This window comes from Geobacillus sp. E263 (assembly GCF_007197795.1).
GTDB lineage: Bacteria > Bacillota > Bacilli > Bacillales > Anoxybacillaceae > Parageobacillus_B > Parageobacillus_B toebii.
In genome coordinates, this window is the sequence record NZ_CP041632.1 from 2,752,403 (window position 1) to 2,776,447 (window position 24,045).

The window sequence follows — 24,045 nt, forward strand, 5'->3', positions numbered from 1 at the left end:
AAGCGATCATATGATCTTCTAGCATATTTTTACAGGAATATGTATACTTTCTTGTCTAATTTTATCATTTCTATATATCATCTCGATAACAAAAGGGCACGCTTATGTCAAGCATGCCCTTGTTTCTTCTATATGAAATCCCCCATTTTTCCCTTATGCTGTCGTAAATTGTTCTTCTTCTGTCGAACCTTTCAACGCAACTGTCGATGATTGACCGCCGGAAATCACTTGCGCTACTTCATCGAAGTAACCAGTACCCACTTCGCGTTGATGTCTTGTTGCCGTGTAGCCATATTTTTCTGCGGCAAATTCTGCTTGTTGCAATTCTGCATATGCCGCCATGCCGCGCTCTTTGTATCCGCGTGCCAATTCGAACATGCTGTAGTTTAATGTATGGAAACCAGCGAGTGTAACGAATTGGAATTTGTAGCCCATTTTTGCGAGTTCTTTTTGGAAGTTTGCAATCGTTTCGTCATCCAATTTTTTCTTCCAGTTAAATGATGGCGAGCAGTTGTAAGCGAGCATTTTGCCTGGGAATTTTTCATGAATCGCTTCTGCGAAACGACGCGCTTCTTCTAAGTTTGGCTCGCTTGTTTCGCACCAGATTAAATCCGCATACGGCGCATACGCTAAGCCGCGAGCAATCGCTTGGTCAAGCCCTGCTCTCGTGCGGTAAAATCCTTCCGGTGTCCGTTCACCAGTAATAAATTCTTGGTCACGAGAGTCGATATCGCTCGTAATTAAATCCGCCGCATTCGCATCTGTACGTGCAATCAACACAGTCGGTACACCCATGACATCTGCTGCAAGACGTGCCGCAATTAGGTTACGTACCGCTGTTTGCGTTGGAAGCAACACTTTTCCGCCTAAGTGACCGCATTTTTTCTCCGAAGAAAGCTGGTCTTCGAAGTGAACACCTGCTGCACCTGCTTCAATCATCGCTTTCATCAATTCAAACACATTTAATTGACCGCCAAAACCAGCTTCTGCATCCGCAACAATCGGTACGAAATAATCGATATCTCCGCTTTGTTCCAAATATTGAATTTGATCGGCGCGCTGCAGCGCTTGATTAATCCGTTTCACCACATGAGGTACGCTATTGGACGGATATAAGCTTTGGTCTGGATACATTTGCCCTGCAAGGTTTGCATCTGCCGCTACTTGCCATCCGCTTAAATAAATTGCTTTTAAACCGGCTTTCACTTGCTGAACTGCTTGGTTTCCAGTTAACGCCCCAAGAGCATTGATGTAATCTTCCGTATTTAACAATTTCCAAAGTTTCTCTGCTCCGCGACGAGCTAATGTATATTCAATATCAATCGAGCCGCGCAATTTAATGACATCTTCTGCGCTATAAGGACGAACAATCCCTTTCCAACGCTCTTCATTTTTCCAACTTTCTTCCAATTGTTTTACGCGTTCTTCAAAACTAGCCATTTCTCTTCCCCCATCTCTATTGTTATAATACATTATCGTTTTGTACGTTGTTATTATATAACAGAATCACAAAAAAGAAAACAGTTTTTTTGAAATTTTTTAAAAAGAATTTCAAAAAGGAAATCTTTTTTGCTTTGTCACTGTTTTTTCCGTAAACCGGCTGAATGAACATAAAAAAATCATAAATGGCACGCATAACACCCACGCATACAGCCACCAGCGCCTTTCAAAGCGGCGAAGGAGCCAATACAATACTGTTGCAATCAACATAAACAGCACCGTATCAACAAAAAAATTGGTCAGCTCATCCTTCAACCAACTTGATACCGATTGCGTGCTAATGCCATATGCGCGGGAAAGATGATAGCCGACAAAATTTAGAGGAAGCGAAAATGCCGCCACAATGAGGGATAACCAAAATACATATAGGACGGATCGAAGCGTAAACCACTTTGTTGCTCGCTCCACCCACGTTTGCAACGCTTTAGCAACACCGAGCGCCAAGAGACAAAAATAAATTAGCCATTCGTACGGAACGGCGAGAAAAAATAAAAGATCCTTCCACCTCGAATATTCTTCGCTTAACATTTGCTCTCTTGATGTTAAAAATGTCGACGGATCGGCGCTCGTTCCTTTCCACTCTGGCGGAATCGATGTATCAGCAACAAATAAATACCATGCCATTCCTATTCCATACAGCACATAAATGAAGAGTATCCAACGAACGACTTTTTCATTACTTGCAACCTCCTTTTTAGCAACCAACACTGCTTTAGTGTAGTCAACTTCGCCATAATTAGAACGCCAAAGAACTGTCACAAATATCATCCGTATAAATGACTATTTTCCTTTATGATAAACATAGGAGAGTGATAATGGTGAAAAAATTGTATTTATCGCTAACCATCTTGTTTATTCTTTGTGTTGGTGCCGGAGCATTTTATTTCACCGTATATCGGCAGGCAAAGATGGAACTGCCTAGCGATGTTGTAATGGAAACAGCATGGGAGGATGAATATCGTTTTAGTGATATGAAACCGAAAGTTCGCTTGCTTGAATTTATGTATACAAATTGCCCGGACGTTTGTCCGAATACGACATTTCAAATGACAAAATTACGCGCAAAACTAGAAAAAGAGCACGTGTTTGGGAAAAATGTCGAGTTTATTACGATTACCATCGATCCGAAGCGGGATACTCCGGAAAAGCTGCAAGCATATGCGAAATCGTACGGAGTCACCAACGGCAATGAAGGCTGGCTGTTTTTGCGGGGAAATGAAGCAGATACAAAAAAAGTCGCCGATGCTTTTGATTTCCAATATCGCGACCCTGGAAACGGCATGCTTGTCCATACGACGTTAACCTACTTATTAGATGAAAACGGGCGCGTTATTGAACAATTTGGCATGGGAAAAGAACGATTTAACGTACAGGAAGTTTATGAGACGATTATGGACGAAATAAAATAAAACAAGGATCATCCTAGTAAAAAGCTTCAGTCTTGTGATGAGCTGAAGCTTTTTATTTTATATATCAAACTGTTCACAAGACGATTGCTTGTTTCCTGCGCTCTCTGCTTTTATCAACATATGAGTGTCAACCGAAGCACTCTTATTCTGTTGCCGCCACTCCCACTCCATCTGCCTTTCCATTTTAGCAATAAAAAAGGTAAGCACATATTAGGAACAGAAATATGTTTGGCTTACCTTTTTACTGCGTTCATCATTCTATTGACCATTTATGCAAGCAGCGCATAAATGCTCAACACCGCCACAGATACGAGAACGACAATGATAACGTTCGCGCCGAGCCATGCCGCCACAAATGCGCTTATAAAGCCAAGAATGCCAAACCAAATATCTTCATGGATGAAAAAGATTCCTGGAACGATAAGCGCACCTAACGTCGCATACGGAACGTTTTTCAAGACACCTTGCCAAAACAGCGGCAGCTTGACGCGCTGAAACACGACAAGCGGAAGCATACGCGGAATATATGTCACAAGCCCCATACCGATAATCATCCAAACGATCGCGCTATTCATCTTGTTCCGCCTCACTTTCTTTCGCGAAACATTGCACGGCAATTGCTGCCGCTAATGTCGCAATCACAATTGACCACCCTTTGGAAATATGCAAGAGAAGCATGCATAGCGAATTGATGACTGCGGCCATTCCCGCAAGCAAAATGATTTTTCGCTGCTTTTTCAACGCTGGAACGAGCAAACCGATAAACATCGCATATAGAGCGACCGACATGCTTTTTTGCAAGCTTTGCGGCAAGCTGTCGCCGACAAGATAACCGATGCCCGAATTCACCACCCAGCTGCCGTATGACATCAAAATAAGTCCAAACATATAAGAGGCGGTCACGGTCCCTTCTTTCATCGCCGCCACGGAAAACGTTTCGTCCGTAATGCCAAATGCATAGAGCGCCTTTTTCCAAAGAACGTCCGGTTCCGCTTTTTCATTTAACGAAGCCGACATAAGAAAATGGCGAATGTTTAAAATAAACGTTGTCAACACAATTTCAAACATTCCCGTGCCAATGGAAAGCAAGTTTAACGCAATGTACTGGGAAGCTCCAGCAAACACAATAACGCTCATCAGCACCGTTTCCGCGGGCGTTAATCCCGTTGTTTTCGCGAGAAACCCAAACATCAGCGCAATCGGCATATAGCCAATCGCAATCGTCACCCCTGCTTGCACGCCTTGGCGAAACGGCGATGATTTTCCCGCTGCCAATGTCGTTTCCACGATGAATCCCCCGTTTCTGTCTAGCTTTACGTAATATTATCTAAAAATTGTTTATTTTTTGCAATAATCAGTTCATCATGATTCGACGGGGATATATTAGAACTGCGATCTCTCCTTCACAGATTCCCAATCTCTTGTTAAATAACGAAAAAGCATCAATCAAAACGGCGGCATGTCTTTCTATATTCCAGCAATGTTTTATAGGGGACATATTGATGAAGATGGGTATCACCTTAGTAAAAAAAGAATTGCTATAAGCTGCTCTTTTTTGTTCGTGATATACTGATAATAAATTGAATTTTCACACTTCTGAAAAAAGGAGCTGGAACCGATGACGTTAAAGCGGTACGTACTAACGGAAAAACAATTTCTTCCCCGTCATGAAGTAACCTATCCAATGGAAGAACGGGGGCTGCAGTTTGGCGATGGGGTTTATGAAGTCGCGCGCATCTATCAAGGAACGTATTTTTTGCTTGAGGAGCATATCGACCGCCTATACCGTTCTGCGGCGGCGATTCGCCTTTCTGTTCCTTTTGACAAAGATGTGCTGATGGAAAAGCTGGAACTGCTGCGGGAAATGAACAATGTGAAAGAAGACGCGATTCTCTATCTTCAGGTGACAAGAGGGAGCTTCCCACGCAACCACGCGTTTCCGGCCGAGAATCGTCCGAATTTGTACGCCTATATTCGGGAAATGCCAAGAAAAATACGAGAAATCGAAAATGGAGTGCGTACGATTTTAACAAGGGATGTCCGCTGGGAATATTGCTATATTAAGAGTTTAAATCTTCTACCGAACGTGCTGGCAAAACAAGAAGCAACGGAACGCGGGGCGTTTGAGGCAATCTTTTACCGAGACGGAGATATTACCGAAGGCAGCTCCTCAAATATTTTCCTTGTCAAAGACGGAAAAGTTTACACCCACCCAGCGACAGAGCGCATTTTAAACGGCATTATCCGCATGAAAGTGAAAGAATTTTGCGATTTATTTCACATTCCATTCGTCGAAGAAGCGTTTTCCATCGAAGATATTGCCCAAGCGGATGAAATGTTTTTAACAAGCACCACATCAAGCATTATTCCAATCATCCAAGTCGAAGAGCAACTCATTGCCGACGGGAAGCCAGGAGAGGTTACAAGAAAACTTCAAGCGGCATATGAAAAAGCGGCGGGGCTTGCTGTTAAAAACGCAAAATAACAAAGCGGGGAATCGTTCCCCGCTTTTCTATTATCCTAGCACGGCGCGGTCGCTAGCGAATTGGCTTCCGCGGATGCGCTGAAATTCTTGTAATAGACGTTCAACCGTCAATGATTGCTTTTCTTTGCCGCTCGCTTCGAAAATAATTTGCCCACGGTCCATCATAATCAGACGGTTGCCCAAGCGAAGCGCTTGTTCCATATTGTGCGTAACCATTAATGTCGTCAGTTTATATTTTTCTACGATTTCTTTCGTCAGCTCCGTAATTAACTCTGCACGCGCTGGATCAAGCGCCGCCGTATGCTCATCCAAAAGGAGCAAATCCGGTTTCGTAAATGTGGCCATTAAAAGCGACAACGCTTGGCGTTCTCCTCCAGACAATAGCCCGACTTTCGCGGTTAAGCGGTTTTCCAAACCAAGGTGGAGCGCCTCTAGCGTCTCACGGAAAAAATCGCGCCGTTTTTTCGTCACCCCGAATTTGAGCGTTCGCCGCTTCGTGCGATTATAGGCAAGCGCCAAATTTTCTTCAATCGTCATATTCGGCGCCGTACCGGCGAGCGGGTCTTGAAACACGCGGCCGATATAGCGGGCGCGTTCATGTTCCCTCAGTGCCGTTACATCCTTTCCATTAATCCAGACAGAACCAGTGTCGGGGAAGAGCCGGCCAGAAATAATGTTCATCATCGTCGATTTTCCCGCGCCATTGCTTCCGATGATCGTGACGAAATCACCGGGAGCTAATGTTAAGTTAATCGGCTGCAACGCTACTTTTTCATCAATCGTTCCCTCGTTAAATACTTTTGTAATCTGTTTGAGCTTCAGCAACGCGCTCCCCCCTCTCTTGTGCTTGTGTTTTGCGCTTTTTGCTCCGTTTTTCTTTTTGCGCTGCGACAATGTTTGGAACAATGAGAGCAACTATTACAATAACCGCCGTAATGAGCTTTACGTCTCCGGTTTCCAAAAACTGCACACGCAAGGCAAGCGCTAAAATGACGCGGTATACAATCGCTCCACCGATGACCGCTAATGTCGCACGCGCAATCGTACGCGCTCCGAACAACGCTTCCCCGATAATGACCGAAGCAAGCCCGATGACAATCATGCCGATTCCCATACCGACATCGCTAAACCCTCCATATTGCGCGACAAGCGCTCCCGAAAAAGCAACGAGCGCATTAGATAAGCCAAGTCCAAAAATCGTCAGCCAATCGGTATTGGCGGAGAAGCTAGAAACCATTTGCTTATTGTCGCCCGTTGCGCGCAGTGCTAAGCCAATTTCCGTTTTCAGCAACTGATCAAGAAGCAGTTTGATAACTATGGCAACAAAAGCCATCGTCACGAAAATCGCCCATGTGCGCGGTACAAACCCGGCAAAAGAGATCATGCTGTTGATCGCTTTGTCTAGCCCTGCATTTTGCCATGCTTCCGTCATCGCCGTCATTACCGTGTCTTGCTGTAAAAGCGGAACGTTCGAACGCCCCATAATCCGCAGATTGATAGAATAAAGTGCAATCATCATTAAAATTCCCGATAATAGCGGATTAATCTTCCCTTTCGTATGCAATATTCCGGTGATCGAACCAGCAGCAAACCCGACTAACAACGCGGCGGCAGAGGCAAGAAACGGATTCGTTCCGTTAATAATAAGCACAGACGCCACCGCCGCCCCGGTCACAAAGCTTCCATCTACCGTTAAATCAGGAAAATCTAAAATACGAAACGATAAATACACTCCTAACGCCATAATCGCATAAATAAATCCTGCTTCAATCGCACTAAAAATCGCTGTTGACATAATGCTCCCGTCCTTTGAAAGTACATCCCTCCTTAAAGGAGGGATGCACTATATTTATTTATTCAATATATTCTGCAATGGAATCCCATTCTGGGTTAAGCTCGATGCCCATATCTTTTGCCGCTTTTTTGTTAATAAGCAGCTTCAACTTCTTCGGATATTGCACAGGCAGATCAGATGGTTTTTTGTCATCTTTAAGAATTTGTACAGCCATCTCTCCTGCTTCATATCCAATGTCATAATAGTCAAACCCGTAAGCGGCAAACCCGCCGCGTTTCACCGAATCTAATTCACCGGCAAACAATGGAATATCATGGTCGCTTGCTACTTGGATCACCGACTCGAGCGCGGAAACAACCGTATTATCCGTAATGATGTAAATGCAGTCCGCTTTGCCGACAAGTGATTCCGCTGCTTGTTTCACCTCAGCCGTTGTCGATACAGAAACAGGAACAATTTTTAAATCTGTTCCTTTCATCGCCTTTTTGACGGTTTCGACTTGCGCCACTGAATTTTGCTCTCCAGAGTTATAAATCATGCCAACGCGATTTCCTTTTACGTATTTATCAATAAACTGCACTGTTTTCGGAATCGCATCAGGATGCGTATCGGTCGTTCCAGTGACGTTCCCTCCAGGTTTTTCTATTGATTGTACAAGCTGTGCTCCAACCGGGTCAGTAACAGAAGTAAACACAATCGGAATATCTTTTGTCGCATTCAACGCTGCTTGAGCGCTTGGAGTGGAGTTAGCAAAAATTAAATCAACTTGATCGGAAACAAAATTATTGGCAATCGTTTGGTTATTGTTCATATCTCCTTGGGCAATTTGTACATCATAGGAAACGGAAAGCCCCTTATCTTTCAACGCTTGCTTAAATCCTTTTAACGCCTCGTCCAATGATGGATGCTCCACAATTTGTGTTACCCCGATGCGATATGTTTTCTCTTTGTTTCCTTCACTTTTACTTGTTTCTTTCGCACCGCACCCGCTCAATAATAAAAAACTTGCCGAACATAACATTGCGATTTGTTGAATCCTTTTTTTCATCATCCCATCCCCCTAGCAAACAATACTTTATCGCTTTTATACTTTTTAGCTTTTATGCATTAAATTATATAAATTTATTATTCTATTTTCAACTATATATTTTAAGAAAAAAATAAAAGTACCGAAAATTCGGTACTTTTTACAACTTGGATGAGAGTTCTTTTAATGCACGCCGCAAAATTTTTCCTGTTGTATTTTTCGGCAATTCATCTAAAAACTCAATGGAGCTTGGAACTTTATATTTTGCTAGATGCTTGCGGCAGTATTCGATGAGCATTTCCTCCGTTAATTGCGGATTTTTCGAAACGACAAAACATTTCACCGTTTCTCCATAATCTGGATCAGGCGCGCCAACTACAGCCGCTTCCACTACATCTGGATGACCGTATAGAACTTCTTCTACTTCACGCGGATATACGTTATAGCCGCCAACGATAATCATATCTTTTTTCCGATCGACAATGTAGAAATATCCTTCTTCATCCATTCTTGCTAAATCTCCTGTATAAAGCCAACCGTCACGAAGCGCATGGGCTGTTTCTTCCGGCATTTTGTAGTAACCTTTCATGACGTTCGGACCGCGGACAACTAGTTCGCCGACTTCTCCGACTGGCACTTCTTCGCCAAATTCGTTCACTACTTTGTTTTCGACATTCATAATGCTTGTTCCAATCGATCCAGGTTTTCGCGGACGATCGAGCGGGTTAAAGCATGTTACGGGAGATGCTTCCGACAATCCGTATCCTTCCGAAACGATCACTTTGAATTTTTTCTCAAAGTTTTTCAATAACGCCACCGGCATCGAAGAACCGCCCGAGATGCAGAGACGAAGCGTACGGAAATCGTCCGCGCTTCCGCCTTCATATTGGTACAGGAAGTTATACATCGTCGGTACACCTGCAAAAATCGTTGCTTTTTGCTCCCGAGCAATGTTGAAAATTTTCGCTGGACTAAACTTTGGAACAATAATCACCGTTCCGCCATTCATTAGCGGTGCATTCAGCGCGACGGTTAGACAAAAGACATGAAACATCGGCAATGTCGCAATAACACGATCGTTTTCATTGATTTTTAAATAATTGGCAATATCTTGAGCGTTGCTATATAAGTTTTTATGGGTTAACATTGCTCCTTTTGGTTTTCCTGTCGTCCCCGATGTATACAAAATTACCGCGGTATCATCATCCGCCAACTTCGGTCCTTGGAAGTTCACATCACCAGATCGAAGTACATCTGTAAACGATTTCATTTGTTCCGGCAAAGAAATTCCTTTTTCTTTTCCTTGCGGAGTTTCGCAAATAATCACATGTTCTAGCAGCGGCAAGCGTCCTTGCATTTGTATAAACAACGGAACGAGTAAGTCCAAGGCAATAACCGCCTTTGCATCTCCATTCATCAAAATATAGCTGATTTCATCGGGTGTATAAATCGGATTAATCGGAATAACGGTTGCTCCTAACCGCAACGCTCCGTATAATCCAATCACGAAATATGGTGAGTTTCCGATTAACAAGGCGATGTGGTCACCTTGTCGAATTCCCATGTTATACAGGCCGCTAGAAAACTTGGAAATCGCCGCATCTAACTCTCCATATGTACAACTTTCACCTTCAAACCAATACGCTTCCTTATTCGGCAATTGATCTGCTACCTCTGCCAGCCGCGATGATAAATTCACCAAAATCCCTCCCCCATAAAAGATACTGAATGAATTATCATTCATTTTATAATTTAAAAAATTCTAACTAGATTTTATTATAAGAAAAAAGAAAAAAGAGAGCAAGAAAAAGCTTGCTCTCCTAATTGAGTCACTGTCGTTTGTTTTTCCAGAAAACATTTTGATTGGCTGAATGGGGGATAAACTTTTTCTATTTTTCCCACACTAGTCCTGTTTTCGCTAACTGCACTTTGCCGGAAAACACTGCATTTGCCTCGCTGACAAGCTGCGTATGCTCTCCAAAATGCGGCAAATGGGTTAACCATAGTTCCGTTACGTTTGCATCACGGGCAATCATTGCTGCTTCTTCGCTCGTCATATGGCCGGCGGGAGCGGCGTTTTGCCCGGCGTAAAAATTGCATTCACAAATAAGCAAATCCGCATTTTCGGCAAATGGCGCAAACTCCGGTAAATAGCTAGAATCAGCCGTATAAACGACCGTTGCATCTCCTGCTGTAATTCGCATCGCATAACAAGTAACTGGATGCACTGTCTTCATAAAGGTAATGTGAAACGGTCCGACTTGAAGCGATCGTTCCGGATCATAAGCAACCGCTTCGGTAATCCCCTCATGCGCTAGACGGGCAAATTCCCCTTGATCAAATGGGTGCCCGTAAATCGGAAGCACTGGCAATTGTACTCCAAGATTCTTTTTGATCAGCCGCGCATATTGCAATGGACCGATATCCGCGACATGGTCATGATGATAATGAGATACGATTACCGCATTTAATTTTTCGACAGATACATAATTTTGCAATTTCGAAAGCACGCCGCTTCCACAATCCACTAACAAGCGAAATTCGTCATGCTCAAACAAATATCCGGAGGTTGCTTCATTCGCTGCTGGAAAACCTCCCCAATAGCCAATAACCGTAACTTTCATCGTACTCCTCCTTATGTACTCATCTGTTATCATCATACATAAATTTAGTGGACTTTGCATCTTTGGTGAAATTTGTTTTAAAACAGTTATTGACAAATCGCATTCTGTTATAATACAATATAAGTAACAAAACAACGGAGGCGATCGCAATGTTAGTAAAAGTGTTAGAATTTTTCAAAAACCTACCGCCAAAAAAATGTGTGCAATGCGGCAAAGAAATAGAAGAACAGCATGAATGCTACGGAAACACATGCACTAATTGTTTAGGCGTCGTTTATCATCAATAACACGAAAAACGTTTCTGTCTATATACGTAAAGGTGCTTCTCTCTAGAGGCATCTTTAATTTTTTTTGTATGGATCGTCATTGAATCTATATGTGTCCGCGCTGCTTCATTCATAAACGTTGAACGTAGATGAAAAAAGCTTCCAAAGCATTACGCTTCGGAAGCTTCGTTCATCTGTTTATCAAACTGACGTTTATGCTGTGCAATAAAGTATAAAATTGTTCCTACCATGAAAATGGCAATAAACAAGGCTAAAACAGCTGCGTTATGCCACATAAACGCAAAATCTCCACTAGAAATAACCGCTTTAAATCCAAGCACCGAATATGTCATCGGCAACCAAGCATTGAAGTATTGCAATACGTCTGGAATCAATTCAAGCGGGAACGTTCCAGCACTTGTTGTAAGTTGCAAAATTAATACAACAATCGCAATAAAACGCCCCGGATCTGCCAACGTCGTCACTAGGAATTGAATTAACGCAATAAACGTAATGCTTGTGATCATCGTAAATAGTATAAATCTAGGAACACTTTGGACATGAATGTCTAATGCTCCAAGTAATAAGGCATCTGCCAGCAATGATTGGATAATCCCAACAATTACTAAAATACCAAATTTCCCAATAAACCAGCTAAATCCTGATTTTGGCACGTCCGCTGGTTCACGCAATGGAAACACAATGGACAAAACAAGGGCGCCGACAAACAATCCTAGCGATAAGAAGTATGGTGTAAATCCGGTACCATAGTTTGGCACATGATTCATTTTTTCATTTTTCTTTTTCACTGGATCGGCAAACATTTTATAAGTATCATCATTTGCTTTGACATCACTCGCTTTTTTCGCGCCATCAGCTAGTTTATCTGCCAACTCATTCGATCCATCCTCTAATTTTTTCATTCCACTTACAAGCTGATCAGAACCGTTAGCAAGTTGATTCATGCCGTTGGAAAGCGACACAGTGCCATTTTCAAGGTCATTCATGCCATCGGCAAGCTTTCCGGATCCATCCGCAAGCTGATGGGCGCCATCTTTTAATTTGTTTGATCCTTGGGCTAGCTGATGCAAGCCAGAAGACAATCGATCACTTCCCGCGACTAACTGATCAACACCATTTTTTCCTTCTTGTAATTTTTTTCCAAACACTGTTAATCCTTGCACTACTTCCGACTGGCCGGCAACAAGCGCGTCAGCACCGCTTGCTAATTGTTGCTGGCCTGCTAAAAGCTTTTCGACTCCTTCGCTTAACGCAAGCTGGCCATTATGGAGCCTAGAAGCTCCCGCAGCAAGCTGATCCGCACCTGTTTTTAATTGGCTGGCACTATTCGATAACTGTTCCATTCCTTGAGCAACTTGTTTGCTTCCTTCCGATAGAGGAAGCAATTGTTCTTTCAAAGTTTGTAATAGCGCTTTTTCCTTTGGATCTGTTGCTTGTGCTGCTAACGCGTCCAATTGGGCTACCGCTTTCTCCAATCCTTGGCTTACTTGGACAGCTCCTTTATTTGTCTTCTCAGCCCCTTGCTTCCATTGTTCCATCGATGCGGAAAGCTTTTGTGCTCCATTTTGTAAATTCTGCGATCCTTGTGTCAATGACGGAATGTTTCCTTTCATTTGTTGCATTCCATCAAGCGATTGATGAAGACCGCCGGACAGTTGTTTCGCACCATTCTCCACTTGTTTCGCGCCAGCTAATAGTCGTGAATGGCCGTCCTGCATTTTTGTAAAACCATTTTGCAGCTGATAGAGCCCGGCGTTTAGCTGATTAGCGCCTTCGCTAGCCGATTGCAATCCATTTTCAAACGTAAGCGATTTTTCAGCGAGCAGTTTTAAGTTTTTATAAAGCTCATTAGCACCATTTTTTGCCGCATGCGCTCCTTTCGCTAATTTTCCGCTTCCTTCTTTCGCAGAATGCAGACCGCTTTGCAGCGAGACACCGCCATCATTTGCTTTGTGAATGCCGTCATGCAGCTGTTTTGCACCTTCGCTAGCCCGATCAAGTCCTTTCGCCATCTCGCGGATATTTTCAAACATCGCTTCCGCATACGTTTCTGTCACCGTATTGGAAACTTCTTCTTTAATCTTCTCTACGGCACTATCGCCAATTTGCGCCGATAGGAAGTTAAATCCTTCGTTTGGCTTATAGATGAGTTTCATCGGTTTTGGATGTTCATTCTGTAAAGTCGTAGCATTTTCCGAGAAATCTTCCGGAATTTCAATGGCCATATAATACTTTTGATGTTGCAATCCTTTTTCCGCTTCTTTTTCAGAAACAAAATGCCAATCAAATTTCTTGTTTTCTTTCAGCTTTTCTACTAACTTATCGCCAATTTCCAATTTTTCACCGTTCATCGCTGCTCCTTTGTCGTTGTTCACCACGGCAACAGGCAATTTATCCAGATGAGCGTATGGATCCCAAAACGCCCATAAAAACATTCCACTATATAATATCGGAATGCATATAACAGCAATAATCGATATCAATGTCTTTCGATTACGAAAAATCGCATGCGCCTCTTTCCATAATAATGAGAGTCCTCGCATTTTCTCCCTCCTCTATACAATTGACCAATTTGTCCATTTAGTCATTTTTAAGTAAAAAAGAGAAGGACTATCTATTTCGACAATCCTTTCAAAAAATAAAGCTCAAATAGTTCAGCAATTTTTTCTTTCGGCAGCGGATCATGATCTTGCTCCCAATCGACAATTAATGCGATATATACTTTTAACATTAAAAACGCTGTAATTTCAGCATCGCAGTCGCGAATTTCTCCTTTTTTTATAGCGATTTCGATTTTCTCACGAATGTAATCGATAATGGCCCAATCTAATTTTTTCATCACTTCTTGGACTGCCGCCGTTCCGACATTGCGCACCTCTTGAAGAAGCTTCGCCGTTAATTGATGCTGCTGGCGAAACTCTAAAATGCGATACAGGGCGCGATGCACGTTTTCCGAAAAGGGACGATTGGGATTCATCGCTTGCTCCGCTGACTTTTTTATTTCTAAAATAAGTGAAGAGATAATTGCATCCAATAAGTCTTCTTTGTTTTTAAAAAACGTATAAATCGTGCCTTTTCCGACATTGGCGAGCTTCGCTATTTGCTCCATCGTTGTTGCCTTGTAACCAAATAACGAAAACGATTTAGTAGCCGCTTCAATGATTTGTTGTTTTCGATCAATAGACATTTCCCTCATCCTTCGAATGACTAAAAGAACAATTTGGTCATTACGTCTAAAATCATAACATATTTTTCACAAAAAAGAAAGAGGTTAACTCTTTTTAGTTAACCTCCGCAAACTTTCGATGGCTCACTTGCAAATAATCGAGTACTTTTTTTACCGCTTCTTCCCCTTGGGCAATGCAATCCGGCAGCCCTAATCCTTCGTACGAACTTCCCGCTAAAAACACACCTGGAAGCTCAGAGTCCATGTGTGCTTTTATATTCGCAAGCCGCTCTTTATGGCCTACCGTATATTGTGGCATCGCCCTTTTCCATCGCGAAATAACGAAAAATTCCGGACGTCCCGTAATACGCATAATTTTGTTTAAATCATCCAGCACGACGCGGACGATTTCGTCATCTGACTGTTCGACAATTTCTTCATCGCCAGGACGGCCGACATAGCAACGCAACAGCGCTTTTCCGCTTGGTGCGGTATGCGGCCATTTTTTATGCGTCCATGTGCACGCCGTAATCGTATAATCATTGCGGCGGGAAACGACAAAACCCGTTCCATCAATATCTTGTTCAATAGCGCTTTCCGGAAAGGCCAATGCCACGGTTGCTACCGACGTCGATGGAACTGATTGAAACGGCGCGAAAAACGGATAATCAGCAAACATCGCTGGTACAGATGAGTGCGGTATCGCGACGATAATGCTATCTGCTTTCCACACTTCTCCATTGCTTAAACGCAAACGATATTCCGTTCCTTCGCGTCTAACGTTTTCTACCCGCACCCCTTTCATGACACTGCCTTGTTCCAATCGTTTTTCCAATTCATCGACTAACGATTGCAATCCCGTTTTTAATGTTTGAAACGCGCCTTTCCGTTGTTTTGCTGCTTTCGGCGTCGTTCGTTTTGCACCTCGCACCAGGCTGCCGTATCGCTGCTCCAATTGAAAGAACTGCGGAAATGTCGACATTAAACTCATTTGATCAATATCGCCTGCATAAATGCCAGATAACAGCGGCTCAATTAAGTTATCTACCACCTCATCGCCAAATCGGCGGCGGAAAAATTGTCCTAATGATAAATCGCCTTCTGTTTTTGTCGGCGGCAAAATAAAATCAAGGGCAGCACGCAGTTTTCCCAGCGGAGAAAACAACCCTGTCGTGATAAACGGACCGATTTGTGTCGGAATCCCCATGACGGCTCCGCCTGGTATCGGATATAGCTTGCCGTTCACTAAGATGTACGATTTTCCTGTCGCGTTATGAACAATCTCGTCTTCTAGTCCTACTTCCTGCACAAGACGAAAAGCGCTTGTTTTCCGCGCTAAAAACGAATCAGGACCGCGCTCAATCACAAAACCGTCACGTATCATTGTTTGCACTTTGCCGCCTAAACGATGGGTCGCTTCTACCAGTTTACATTCAATAGGAAGCTGTTGTTCTTTAATTGCTTTTTGCAAATAATAGGCAACGGCAATTCCTGTTATTCCGCCTCCGATGATCACAACCGTACGTTTTTCGCCACTCACTGTTCATCGCCTTCTTTATCAAAGTTTGATCCGTTTTAATACAACTGTTGCCAATGCATCGATGAATTTTGGATTCGCATTCGGCATTTCCGGCCGATAATAGTTTGCCCCGATTTCTTCTGTTACTTGTTTACATTCAATATCGTTATCGTACAACACTTCCAAATGATCAGCGACAAAACCGACTGGAACATAAACAAACGATGTATATCCTTTTTCCTGATGCAGCTGTCTCGTTAAATCTTGTACGTCTGGTCCTAACCAAGGCTCTGGTGTGTTGCCGGCACTTTGCCAACCTACCGCATAATGTTTTACACCTGCTTTTTCCGCGATTAGTTTAGCTGTTTCGGCAAGCTGCTGCGGATACGGATCCCCCGCTGCAATAATTTTTTCCGGCAGGCTATGCGCTGACACAATGAGCACTGCTTTTTCGCGTTCTTCTTCGGTCATGGACGCGTATACTTCTTTTACTTTTTCCACCCAATAATCGATAAATTTCGGTTCATCATGCCAGCTGTCAATCGTATAAATGACCGGTCCTCCTAATTTTTTTGCTTCCGCTTTTGCCCGTTCATTATACGATTGAATGCTAAACGTTGAAAAATGCGGTGCAAGCACAATGCTCACAGCTTCTTTTATGCCATCTTCATGCATTTGGCGAACGGCATCTTCCACGAACGGCTCAATATGTTTTAATCCTAAGTACATTTGAAACTCAATGTCATCTTGAATGTCGTTAAGCCGCTTTTCCAATTGTTTTGCTTGTTCCAGAGTAATTTTTGCCAATGGAGAAATTCCGCCAATCGCTTTGTAGCGTTGTTTTAAATCTTCCAATAGTTCCGAAGAAGGCTTTCGGCCATGACGAATGTGCGTATAATATCGTTCAATATCTTCTTCTTTATATGGAGTTCCGTACGCCATCACTAATAATCCCATTTTCTTTTTTGCCATCTTTACTAACACCTCTTATTTTCTTGACGTATAGTCATGGATAAACGCCGTTAACCGTTTTAACGTTTCTGGCTGAATCTCTGGAAAAATGCCGTGGCCTAAGTTGAATATATATCCCGGCTGTTCCATGCCTTCGTCCAAAATTTGTTTCACGCGTTTTTCAATTACTTCCCAAGGAGCCAGAAGAACTGCTGGATCTAAATTTCCCTGAAGCGCTTTTGTAATCCCTCTTTCCCGCGCTTTGCGAATCGAAAGCCGCCAGTCGAGTCCGATTACATCAAGCGGCAAATCGTTCCATTCTTTCGCTAAATGGCTCGCACCAACCCCAAACATAATAAGCGGAACGTTTTCTTCGCGAAGCGCCGCAAAAATACGAGCCATTGTCGGTTTAATAAATGTGCGGTAATCGTCAACATTCACCGCGCCAACCCATGAATCAAAAATTTGAATCGCGCTCGCGCCAGCACGAATTTGCGCCTTCACATAGCGAATCGTCATATCAGCAAGCTTGTCCATCAGAGCAAACCACGCTTTTGGTTCTGCGTACATAAACGCTTTCGTTTTATTGTAGTTTTTCGATGGACCGCCTTCAATCATATAGCTCGCAAGCGTAAACGGCGCACCCGCAAATCCGATGAGCGGAACATTTAATTGTTCAGTCGTCAGCAGTTTGATGGTTTCCAATACATATGGCACATCTTCTTCCGGATGAATTTCTCCAAGTTTTTCTACATCCGCAAGAGAGCGGATGGGATTAGCAATCACCGGTCCAACCCCTGCTTTAATTTCTACATCAACACCAATCGCCGGAAGCGGGGACATAATATCTTTATATAAAATGGCCGCATCCACATGATATTGTTCGACCGGCAATCTTGTTACATAAGCACAAAGCTCTGGTTGATGGGTAATTTCAAATAACGAATATTTCTCCTTAAGCGCCCGATACTCCGGCTGGGACCTTCCCGCTTGTCTCATATACCAAACCGGAACATAATCTGTCTTTTCGCCGCGGCAGGCGCGTAAAAATGTATCATTCTTTTGTTTTGACATCCTCATCCGCCTTTCTTTCATTCAACATCGATAGATCTATAAAAGATAAAAAATTTTTCATCAAAGCAGTTGTATACAAAGTTACGATTATAACTATACAAGGTTCTTATGACAATGTATAGCAATGGGGGGAAACTGTCAAAAAATTGACGATTTATTTTCGTTTGTTACTGACTTTCTGCACAATACCGTTTCGTTCGTCTGATTTCAGAAATAAATAGCCAGTCATTCCGTTTTTTATACTTTTCATGGTTATATCAAAAAATCATTCGTGTTCCTTTATTATTATATCAAAAAAGCCGCCTCGCTCACTCCTACGAGACAGCTTTTTCGTCAATGTTAAATCAAAAACATCGCTACAATGGTTGTCACAACAAGTCCAATCGCCACCGGAACCAAGTTTCGGCGCGCCAGCTCAAACGGGTCTACACCGCAAATAGCTGCCGCTGGAATAAGCGCCCACGGAACAAGCGTGCCGCCTCCAACCCAAATTGCCGTAATTTGTCCAAGCGCAGTTAATGTCGCGGCACCGCCGCCAATCGCTGTCGCGAATAAATGAGCAACCGACCCCGTTAACGAAATACCAGAAAATCCTGAACCATCCAATCCTGTGATTGCTCCTACAATCGCTAACGTGACCGCTCCAACTCCATCGCTGAGCGGTACGACATGAGCGAGCGCAATTCCTAGATCGTTTACAATTCCTTGCGATAGTTTAGGCAAGTGTTCTCCGATGATTTTGACAAACCCTGCGTCACCGAGGTAAAAAAACGCCGCGATCGGAATGACTGGTCCAAACACTTTAAAGCCAAATTGAAATCCTTCGATTAAATAATTCGTAATTTCACTAAAACTTTCTTGTTTATAAGCAAAAATGGAAATAAGAATTAAAATAAAAATCGCTGTTCCACCGATTAACGCAGTCGCATCTCCACCTTGCAGGCGCAAATAAAACATTGCGATGACATCTAGAACAAATAAAATCGGAATGATGATCGCCAACATATTTTTCGCTTGATTAGACAACAATTGTTTTGCCTTTTCGATTGCCTCATCCGCTGTCGCCGCTACTTCATTCGTTTCATTAGCGAAATGGCCCCTTTTCATATCACGACGAAGCAATAGAAAGGCAGCAACCGTAGTAACAACTCCCATCACAAACACAAGCGGCACGCTGGCAGAAATGACTTCGGAGACAGAAAGACCAGCGGCATCTGCTGTCAGTTTTGGCGCTCCTTGAATAATAAAATCTCCTGATAGAGCAATACCGTGACCAAACAAATTCATCGCCATCGCCGCTCCTAACGCCGGCAACCCAACACGAATGGCCACAGGCAGTAACACTGCACCCATTAACGCAACTGCGGGAGATGGCCAGAAAAACCAAGAAATGATCATCATCAAAATCCCAATCGTCCAATACGCCCATCCCGGAGTGCGGATAAACCGGATAAACGGCGAAATCATCACATCATTAATTCCTGTTGTTGTCATCACTTTGCTCATTGCCACAATAATGGAAATCACTAAAATGGTTGGCAAAAGCTCTGTAATCGCGTAAATAAAGCTATTAAACACCCCGCTGATCGCCGCGCTTAACGAATGGGTCGCTGTAGCGGCTAACAAAAAGATCCCGATAATGCAAATAAGTGATGTATCTTTTCGTGCGATCATAAATCCGATAATAAACACGATAAACGCTAAGTAAATCCAGTGCAGCACCGTTAATTCCACACCCATTTATATTCTCCTTTCCTATATGCTTTCCATTGTTAAATAGGACATTTTCCCAACATGGATGTACTACAGCATATGAAAGGAGAATAAAGGTGTGAAACACTATCCGCAAAAAACCCCCGCTTATTCATTCGAAAAAGCGGAGGTAAAAAACCGTTTTATCTTTCTTGAACGACCGAATAGACTGTTATATAAGATGGACGCGGAAATATTTTTTGTTGAGATGGTTTTTGTTCTTCTTTCCGCTGCTCATGCGCTTTTGTGAACGCTTTTGAACGCTGCCAATTTTCAAAATGCTCTTTTCCTTCCCATAATGTCATAATGATATACGTGTCATTAGAAAGCGGACGCAGTACGCGAATCGCAACAAATCCAGGTTCATTTTCAATCAGTCTTGCCCGCTGCACAAAGCGATGCTCAAATAGCGGCCGCCCTTCGTCGGTCACCGGAATATTATTGCATACAACAAACGCTCCGCCCAACTCACCAACTGCATCGATCACCTCATAACGGCGCGGCTCTTTAAACACCGTTTCGCCATCTGTTTCATGAATCAAAACAGCATCTTCTCCACTTTCCAACAACAACATCGTTTCATTTGCATGCATGCCCTTCACCTTTTGCAAATAATCCGTTGTTCCTGTCGTAATATACATTTTTTTCATCGTTTTTCCCTCCTATTGCGGCGTTTGGAAAGATAATGAAACAGTAGCCAATAACTAAAAACAGCTCCTGCCATCCATGACGCGCCCCATATCCAGCCAGCATAAAGCAGGAATAAAAACAAACTGAAAACAATGTTTTGCACCATTAATAAGAAAAAGAGGAGGCGGCATACTGCCTGTTTCCGCGCATCGTTAGGAAGCGGATATAATCGGATAAACAAGTTTGTCCGATGATGGTCGATTACCGAGAATAATTGAAAACCTGTAATGTAAAGAAAAAATAACGATGCAGCGATTTTTCCGTATTCGGATGGAACAATATAAAGAAATAACAATCCGATTGCGATTAAACGGATATAAAGACCTAAATATCCGCCCGAACGGATGAATGTTCTTGCGTACAAATAAAGAAACGTATTTTTTGGATGATACGGAATCATAGAAACTAGAAAATCAAGCCAGCGCCGGCGTTTCGCCTCCTCTTTCCATTGTGGAACATCGGTAAATAAATTGGCGATACGGTAAAATGTGCGCACCGCACTTGTTTCTTGTTCAATGAGACGCTCCCATTTCCATCCTTTTCGCTTTGTTGCTTGCACCAAATAAACCGTTATGCCTGCAATAATGGCACATAGAGCAAGCAAAAACAAAACCGAAGCAGGAACAAGCAAAAAGTAAACAAAAAGAGCATTGACCCCAAACCGTGCGACCATGCTAAGACGATGGGCAAGCGGTTCAATAAAATAATTTCCTTTCCAGCTTATAAACAAATTCCATCCTTTCAAAACGAGCAACACGAAAAACAGCAGCCATAAAGAAACATCGGAAAACTTCCGGTGAAGCGGCGCAATTGCCAACCATACAAGAAGCAGCCCATATCCCTGCAAAAGAAAACTCAGCAAAAAAGCCCGTTGAATATATGGACGAAGCTTTGTCTCAGACGGCAATAAAAACACGATATCCGCTTCTTGAAATAACGTGCGCAACGAACCAAACGTCAATACGAAAGAAAAAATCAGTGCGGCAATGATGGGATAAGGAAAATGCGGCGGAAGCGTTTGTACCCAACGATGGTAGGCGACCGCCCCTAGGCCAATGCCAATGAGCAATATAAACAATAGATGATCGTTCAACATATAACGTAAATAGCGCCGCATTTTTCGCACTTCTTGATAAAGGCGGTCGTTCCATAGTTTTTTTCCATCCATCATACGCTTTCTTCCTTTGTTAACGCAATATATAGTTCATCCAACGTTGCCGCTGGAGAAGAAAATTGTTCACGCAACTCCTCGAGCGTTCCTTTCGCCCTTACTTTTCCGTTATGCAAAATGACAAACGAATCACAATATTTTTCTGCTGTCGCCAAAATATGTGTCGACATTAAAATGCCCGCCCCTTTTTTCTTCATTTGCTGCATTTGTTCAAGCAAAGAATGAATCCCTAACGGATCAAGGCCAAGAAACGGCTCGTCAATGATATAAAGCTCTGGCTCCACTAAAAAGGCGCACATAATCATGACTTTCTGCTTCATTCCCTTGGAAAAATGAGCAGGAAACCATTTTAACCTTTTCTCCATGCGAAATTCTTTTAATAACGGCGGAAGACGCCGTTCGTATTCATGTTTTTCCAAACCATAAGCCATCGCCGTTAATTGCAAATGTTCCTCCAATGTCAGTTCCTCGTACAAAATAGGTGTTTCTGGTATATATGTAAATTGCGAACGATATACATCCGGCTGTTCCGAAAACGTTTTTCCGTTAATCGTAATCGTCCCTTTCCTCGGTTCCATCAGCCCAATAATATGCTTGATCGTCGTACTTTTTCCCGCGCCGTTTAGACCGATTAAACCAACTATTTCCCCGCGATCGACGGTAAACGAAACATCTTCGAGCACGTTTTGCTTCGTATATCCCCCGTATAAATGTTGAACTTCCAAAAGCGCCATCGCCTGCTTCCTTTCTATTCATAAATTACGGATTACATTTTCATTTTATCAAAGCAACAAATACTTTCCAAAAATTATCTCTCTCCTTTTTGCATACATCCTTTTTTCTCGGGCATGATAAATAGCGAAGAGGGGATGAGGAACAGCGCAAATGATGAATCATCCACTTAGAAATGAGGTGTTCACGAAAGACACACTTGTCGAAGTAACACCATTGTAATGCAGTGAGGAAGCGCGAAACTCCTTAAGTAAATGAGGTGTTTGTGAAAGACAAGACCATCGTTCCATTGCTATGAAGCAACGAACCTCTATGTAAGAGCTTAAAGGGGATGGTCATCTTGAACAAAGGAAAACTCACTCTTTAACAACTTTTTTTGCAAATGGGGTGTTCATCAAACGCCATTTTGTTTGAATAAACCCTCTCCCCTTTTCACTAAAGCAGGATGTAATCAATACAAGATTACATCCTGCTCTTTTTATGGTAAAATGGAAGAAAAAATAGGAAAGGTGGCTTTTTCTAGTGAGTGAATGCATTTTTTGCAAAATTGTAAACGGAGACATCCCAGCGGCAAAAGTGTATGAAGATGAACATGTATTGGCTTTTCTCGACATCAGCCAAGTAACGAAAGGGCATACGCTTGTCATTCCAAAAGTACATAAAGAAAACATTTTTGAACTCACTCCAGATGTTGCAAGCCACGTCTTTACCGTTGTTCCAAAAATCGCAAACGCGATCAAAAAACAATTTTCCCCAGCCGGCTTAAATTTACTAAACAATAACGGTGAACAAGCAGGGCAAACTGTCTTTCATTATCATGTTCACTTAATCCCTCGTTACGGCAAAGGAGATGGATTTGGCGCTGTATGGAAATCCCATGCAAGCGATTATACGTTTGACGATTTACAAACCATTGCCGCAACAATTCAAAAAGGATTGGAATAAACAAAAGGAAGCGATTCTTACCCGCTTCCTTTTGTTTTTGACCGTTATTTTAACACATCTTGCAAATCTTTATCTTCAATCTCCACTTTTGCATCTTTTATCAGTTTTTCTACTTTTGATTGTACTTTTGCTGGATCCAATTTGCTTTGTTTTACTTCGAATTCGATTTCCTCTTTCATTTCGTTAAACGGCTTTTTCTCCTCTTTGTCCGTCACTTTGATGATATGGTAGCCATAGTCTGTTTTCACCGGATCGCTCACTTGTCCAACTTTTAACTTATATGCTGCATCTTCAAATTCTTTCACCATTTTTCCAGGTCCAAACCATCCTAAATCGCCGCCATTCGATGCTGACCCTGGATCTTGTGAATATTGTTTCGCAAGCTTTGCGAAATCTTCTCCTTTATCAAGCTTCGCTTTAATTTCTTTTGCTGTCTTTTCGTCTTTTACTAAAATGTGGCTCGCTCTAATTTTCGGTTTATAATTCTTATAATAGTCTTTTAACTCTTTATCCGTTACTTTTATATCTTCCATTGCTGCTTTTTGCCGCAAAAGATCCAGTTTCACCATATCCCGAATCGCTTTTTCTCCATTTTGCTGAACGGCTAAATCATATTGCGTTCCATACATTTCTTTTAAGTTCTCGATTTCTTTATCGATTTCCTTGTCTGTCACTTTATATTTTTTGCTTAATACTTTTTCATGAACAAGGTCACGAATCACTTCCTTGCCTACGCGGGCCTTCATTTCATTATAAAATTCTTCTTTTGTGATGTTGCCGTCCTTTGTTTTTACAATGACTTCAGAATCGCCGTTATTGCAGGCCGAAAGCCCAAAAACAGCGGCGACGGCTGCAACGATCATCCATTTTCTCATTTGTTCCACAACTCCCACACCAATTTTTTGACAAAAAAAATTA

The 24,045-nt window shown here is 42.5% G+C and carries 23 protein-coding genes; 4 read left to right on the forward strand and 19 right to left on the reverse strand.

Annotation, left to right across the window (positions count from 1 at the left end; translation table 11 throughout):
• Positions 1-153 precede the first annotated feature (153 nt).
• Positions 154-1,440 (reverse strand): isocitrate lyase, encoded by a 1,287-nt coding sequence (gene aceA, locus FNL97_RS14075; protein WP_143416005.1) that lies wholly within the window; start codon positions 1,438-1,440, stop codon positions 154-156.
• A 111-nt stretch (positions 1,441-1,551) separates the two neighbouring features.
• Positions 1,552-2,259, reverse strand: a complete 708-nt coding sequence (locus tag FNL97_RS14080) for a M48 family metalloprotease (RefSeq protein WP_286173387.1) — start codon at positions 2,257-2,259, stop codon at positions 1,552-1,554.
• A gap of 59 nt (positions 2,260-2,318) precedes the next feature.
• On the opposite strand from FNL97_RS14080, the gene FNL97_RS14085 reads away from it, so the two are divergent.
• Positions 2,319-2,909, forward strand: a complete 591-nt coding sequence (locus tag FNL97_RS14085; protein ID WP_143416344.1) for an SCO family protein — start codon at positions 2,319-2,321, stop codon at positions 2,907-2,909.
• Between the two features lie 269 nt (positions 2,910-3,178).
• Here FNL97_RS14085 and FNL97_RS14090 read toward each other — a convergent pair whose 3' ends face one another.
• Both FNL97_RS14090 and FNL97_RS14095 read right to left on the reverse strand, forming a co-directional pair.
• Complete coding sequence (locus tag FNL97_RS14090) at positions 3,179-3,484, reverse strand: AzlD domain-containing protein (protein ID WP_012749357.1); 306 nt, start codon at positions 3,482-3,484, stop codon at positions 3,179-3,181.
• Entirely contained in the window at positions 3,477-4,196 is a 720-nt protein-coding gene (locus FNL97_RS14095; protein ID WP_012749356.1) for an AzlC family ABC transporter permease, read from the reverse strand. Before FNL97_RS14095 ends, FNL97_RS14090 begins: the two co-directional genes overlap by 8 nt.
• Before the next feature lie 331 nt (positions 4,197-4,527).
• Here FNL97_RS14095 and dat point away from each other — a divergent pair, with 331 nt between their 5' ends.
• Entirely contained in the window at positions 4,528-5,394 is an 867-nt protein-coding gene (dat, locus tag FNL97_RS14100; protein ID WP_012749355.1) for a D-amino-acid transaminase, read from the forward strand.
• Between the two features lie 30 nt (positions 5,395-5,424).
• Here the strand turns inward: dat and FNL97_RS14105 are convergent, their stop codons facing one another.
• The 5 genes from FNL97_RS14105 to FNL97_RS14125 form a co-directional block, all read right to left on the reverse strand.
• Positions 5,425-6,219, reverse strand: coding sequence for an ABC transporter ATP-binding protein (locus tag FNL97_RS14105; RefSeq protein ID WP_143416007.1), 795 nt, complete (start codon positions 6,217-6,219; stop codon positions 5,425-5,427).
• Positions 6,185-7,189, reverse strand: coding sequence for an ABC transporter permease (locus FNL97_RS14110; protein WP_143416008.1), 1,005 nt, complete (start codon positions 7,187-7,189; stop codon positions 6,185-6,187). The genes FNL97_RS14105 and FNL97_RS14110 overlap by 35 nt, the downstream gene beginning before the upstream one ends.
• Before the next feature lie 58 nt (positions 7,190-7,247).
• Positions 7,248-8,240 carry an ABC transporter substrate-binding protein gene (locus FNL97_RS14115; protein WP_081188634.1) on the reverse strand — a complete coding sequence of 331 codons (993 nt, stop codon included), beginning with the start codon at positions 8,238-8,240 and terminating at the stop codon, positions 7,248-7,250.
• A 136-nt stretch (positions 8,241-8,376) separates the two neighbouring features.
• A complete protein-coding gene (locus tag FNL97_RS14120) occupies positions 8,377-9,915 on the reverse strand; it encodes a fatty acid--CoA ligase family protein (RefSeq protein WP_081188635.1) in 1,539 nt (512 codons plus the stop codon).
• 190 nt (positions 9,916-10,105) lie between these two features.
• Positions 10,106-10,840, reverse strand: a complete 735-nt coding sequence (locus FNL97_RS14125) for an MBL fold metallo-hydrolase (protein ID WP_012749350.1) — start codon at positions 10,838-10,840, stop codon at positions 10,106-10,108.
• A gap of 149 nt (positions 10,841-10,989) precedes the next feature.
• Between FNL97_RS14125 and yhfH the strand changes: the two genes are divergently transcribed.
• Entirely contained in the window at positions 10,990-11,127 is a 138-nt protein-coding gene (yhfH, locus tag FNL97_RS14130) for a protein YhfH (RefSeq protein WP_012749349.1), read from the forward strand.
• Between the two features lie 149 nt (positions 11,128-11,276).
• On the opposite strand, the gene FNL97_RS14135 is transcribed toward yhfH, so the two are convergent.
• The 9 genes from FNL97_RS14135 to FNL97_RS14175 form a co-directional block, all read right to left on the reverse strand.
• Positions 11,277-13,670, reverse strand: a complete 2,394-nt coding sequence (locus FNL97_RS14135) for a YhgE/Pip domain-containing protein (RefSeq protein ID WP_143416009.1) — start codon at positions 13,668-13,670, stop codon at positions 11,277-11,279.
• Between the two features lie 71 nt (positions 13,671-13,741).
• Positions 13,742-14,314 (reverse strand): TetR/AcrR family transcriptional regulator, encoded by a 573-nt coding sequence (locus tag FNL97_RS14140; RefSeq protein WP_012749347.1) that lies wholly within the window; start codon positions 14,312-14,314, stop codon positions 13,742-13,744.
• A 94-nt stretch (positions 14,315-14,408) separates the two neighbouring features.
• A complete protein-coding gene (hemY, locus tag FNL97_RS14145; protein ID WP_062677435.1) occupies positions 14,409-15,833 on the reverse strand; it encodes a protoporphyrinogen oxidase in 1,425 nt (474 codons plus the stop codon).
• Positions 15,834-15,851: 18 nt separating this feature from the next.
• Positions 15,852-16,784 (reverse strand): ferrochelatase, encoded by a 933-nt coding sequence (gene hemH / locus FNL97_RS14150; RefSeq protein ID WP_012749345.1) that lies wholly within the window; start codon positions 16,782-16,784, stop codon positions 15,852-15,854.
• Between the two features lie 15 nt (positions 16,785-16,799).
• Entirely contained in the window at positions 16,800-17,837 is a 1,038-nt protein-coding gene (gene hemE / locus FNL97_RS14155) for a uroporphyrinogen decarboxylase (protein ID WP_143416010.1), read from the reverse strand.
• A gap of 339 nt (positions 17,838-18,176) precedes the next feature.
• A complete protein-coding gene (locus FNL97_RS14160) occupies positions 18,177-19,577 on the reverse strand; it encodes a hypothetical protein (RefSeq protein ID WP_062677433.1) in 1,401 nt (466 codons plus the stop codon).
• A 155-nt stretch (positions 19,578-19,732) separates the two neighbouring features.
• Positions 19,733-20,239 (reverse strand): antibiotic biosynthesis monooxygenase family protein, encoded by a 507-nt coding sequence (locus FNL97_RS14165; RefSeq protein WP_143416011.1) that lies wholly within the window; start codon positions 20,237-20,239, stop codon positions 19,733-19,735.
• A complete protein-coding gene (locus tag FNL97_RS14170; protein ID WP_143416012.1) occupies positions 20,236-21,450 on the reverse strand; it encodes an ABC transporter permease in 1,215 nt (404 codons plus the stop codon). Before FNL97_RS14170 ends, FNL97_RS14165 begins: the two co-directional genes overlap by 4 nt.
• Positions 21,447-22,184: an ABC transporter ATP-binding protein gene (locus FNL97_RS14175; protein WP_012749340.1), complete on the reverse strand. Its 738-nt coding sequence runs from the start codon at positions 22,182-22,184 to the stop codon at positions 21,447-21,449. Before FNL97_RS14175 ends, FNL97_RS14170 begins: the two co-directional genes overlap by 4 nt.
• Positions 22,185-22,704: 520 nt before the next feature.
• Between FNL97_RS14175 and FNL97_RS14180 the strand changes: the two genes are divergently transcribed.
• Positions 22,705-23,127, forward strand: coding sequence for an HIT family protein (locus FNL97_RS14180; protein WP_012749339.1), 423 nt, complete (start codon positions 22,705-22,707; stop codon positions 23,125-23,127).
• Positions 23,128-23,171: 44 nt separating this feature from the next.
• Here FNL97_RS14180 and FNL97_RS14185 read toward each other — a convergent pair whose 3' ends face one another.
• Positions 23,172-24,002 (reverse strand): peptidylprolyl isomerase, encoded by an 831-nt coding sequence (locus tag FNL97_RS14185; RefSeq protein WP_062677430.1) that lies wholly within the window; start codon positions 24,000-24,002, stop codon positions 23,172-23,174.
• Positions 24,003-24,045: the final 43 nt, after the last annotated feature.

What these genes read in the sequence shown, in the direction of transcription:
- FNL97_RS14160 (WP_062677433.1), bottom strand. Translation starts at nt 19,577, where the DNA reads ATGGGTGTGGAATTAACGGTGCTGCACTGGATTTACTTAGCGTTTATC.
- aceA (WP_143416005.1), bottom strand. Translation starts at nt 1,440, where the DNA reads ATGGCTAGTTTTGAAGAACGCGTAAAACAATTGGAAGAAAGTTGGAAA.
- FNL97_RS14110 (WP_143416008.1), bottom strand. Translation starts at nt 7,189, where the DNA reads ATGTCAACAGCGATTTTTAGTGCGATTGAAGCAGGATTTATTTATGCG.
- FNL97_RS14165 (WP_143416011.1), bottom strand. Translation starts at nt 20,239, where the DNA reads ATGAAAAAAATGTATATTACGACAGGAACAACGGATTATTTGCAAAAG.
- hemH (WP_012749345.1), bottom strand. Translation starts at nt 16,784, where the DNA reads ATGGCAAAAAAGAAAATGGGATTATTAGTGATGGCGTACGGAACTCCA.
- yhfH (WP_012749349.1), top strand. Translation starts at nt 10,990, where the DNA reads ATGTTAGTAAAAGTGTTAGAATTTTTCAAAAACCTACCGCCAAAAAAA.
- hemE (WP_143416010.1), bottom strand. Translation starts at nt 17,837, where the DNA reads ATGTCAAAACAAAAGAATGATACATTTTTACGCGCCTGCCGCGGCGAA.
- FNL97_RS14115 (WP_081188634.1), bottom strand. Translation starts at nt 8,240, where the DNA reads ATGATGAAAAAAAGGATTCAACAAATCGCAATGTTATGTTCGGCAAGT.
- FNL97_RS14135 (WP_143416009.1), bottom strand. Translation starts at nt 13,670, where the DNA reads ATGCGAGGACTCTCATTATTATGGAAAGAGGCGCATGCGATTTTTCGT.
- FNL97_RS14090 (WP_012749357.1), bottom strand. Translation starts at nt 3,484, where the DNA reads ATGAATAGCGCGATCGTTTGGATGATTATCGGTATGGGGCTTGTGACA.
- FNL97_RS14175 (WP_012749340.1), bottom strand. Translation starts at nt 22,184, where the DNA reads ATGGCGCTTTTGGAAGTTCAACATTTATACGGGGGATATACGAAGCAA.
- FNL97_RS14125 (WP_012749350.1), bottom strand. Translation starts at nt 10,840, where the DNA reads ATGAAAGTTACGGTTATTGGCTATTGGGGAGGTTTTCCAGCAGCGAAT.
- dat (WP_012749355.1), top strand. Translation starts at nt 4,528, where the DNA reads ATGACGTTAAAGCGGTACGTACTAACGGAAAAACAATTTCTTCCCCGT.
- FNL97_RS14185 (WP_062677430.1), bottom strand. Translation starts at nt 24,002, where the DNA reads ATGAGAAAATGGATGATCGTTGCAGCCGTCGCCGCTGTTTTTGGGCTT.
- FNL97_RS14140 (WP_012749347.1), bottom strand. Translation starts at nt 14,314, where the DNA reads ATGTCTATTGATCGAAAACAACAAATCATTGAAGCGGCTACTAAATCG.
- FNL97_RS14170 (WP_143416012.1), bottom strand. Translation starts at nt 21,450, where the DNA reads ATGATGGATGGAAAAAAACTATGGAACGACCGCCTTTATCAAGAAGTG.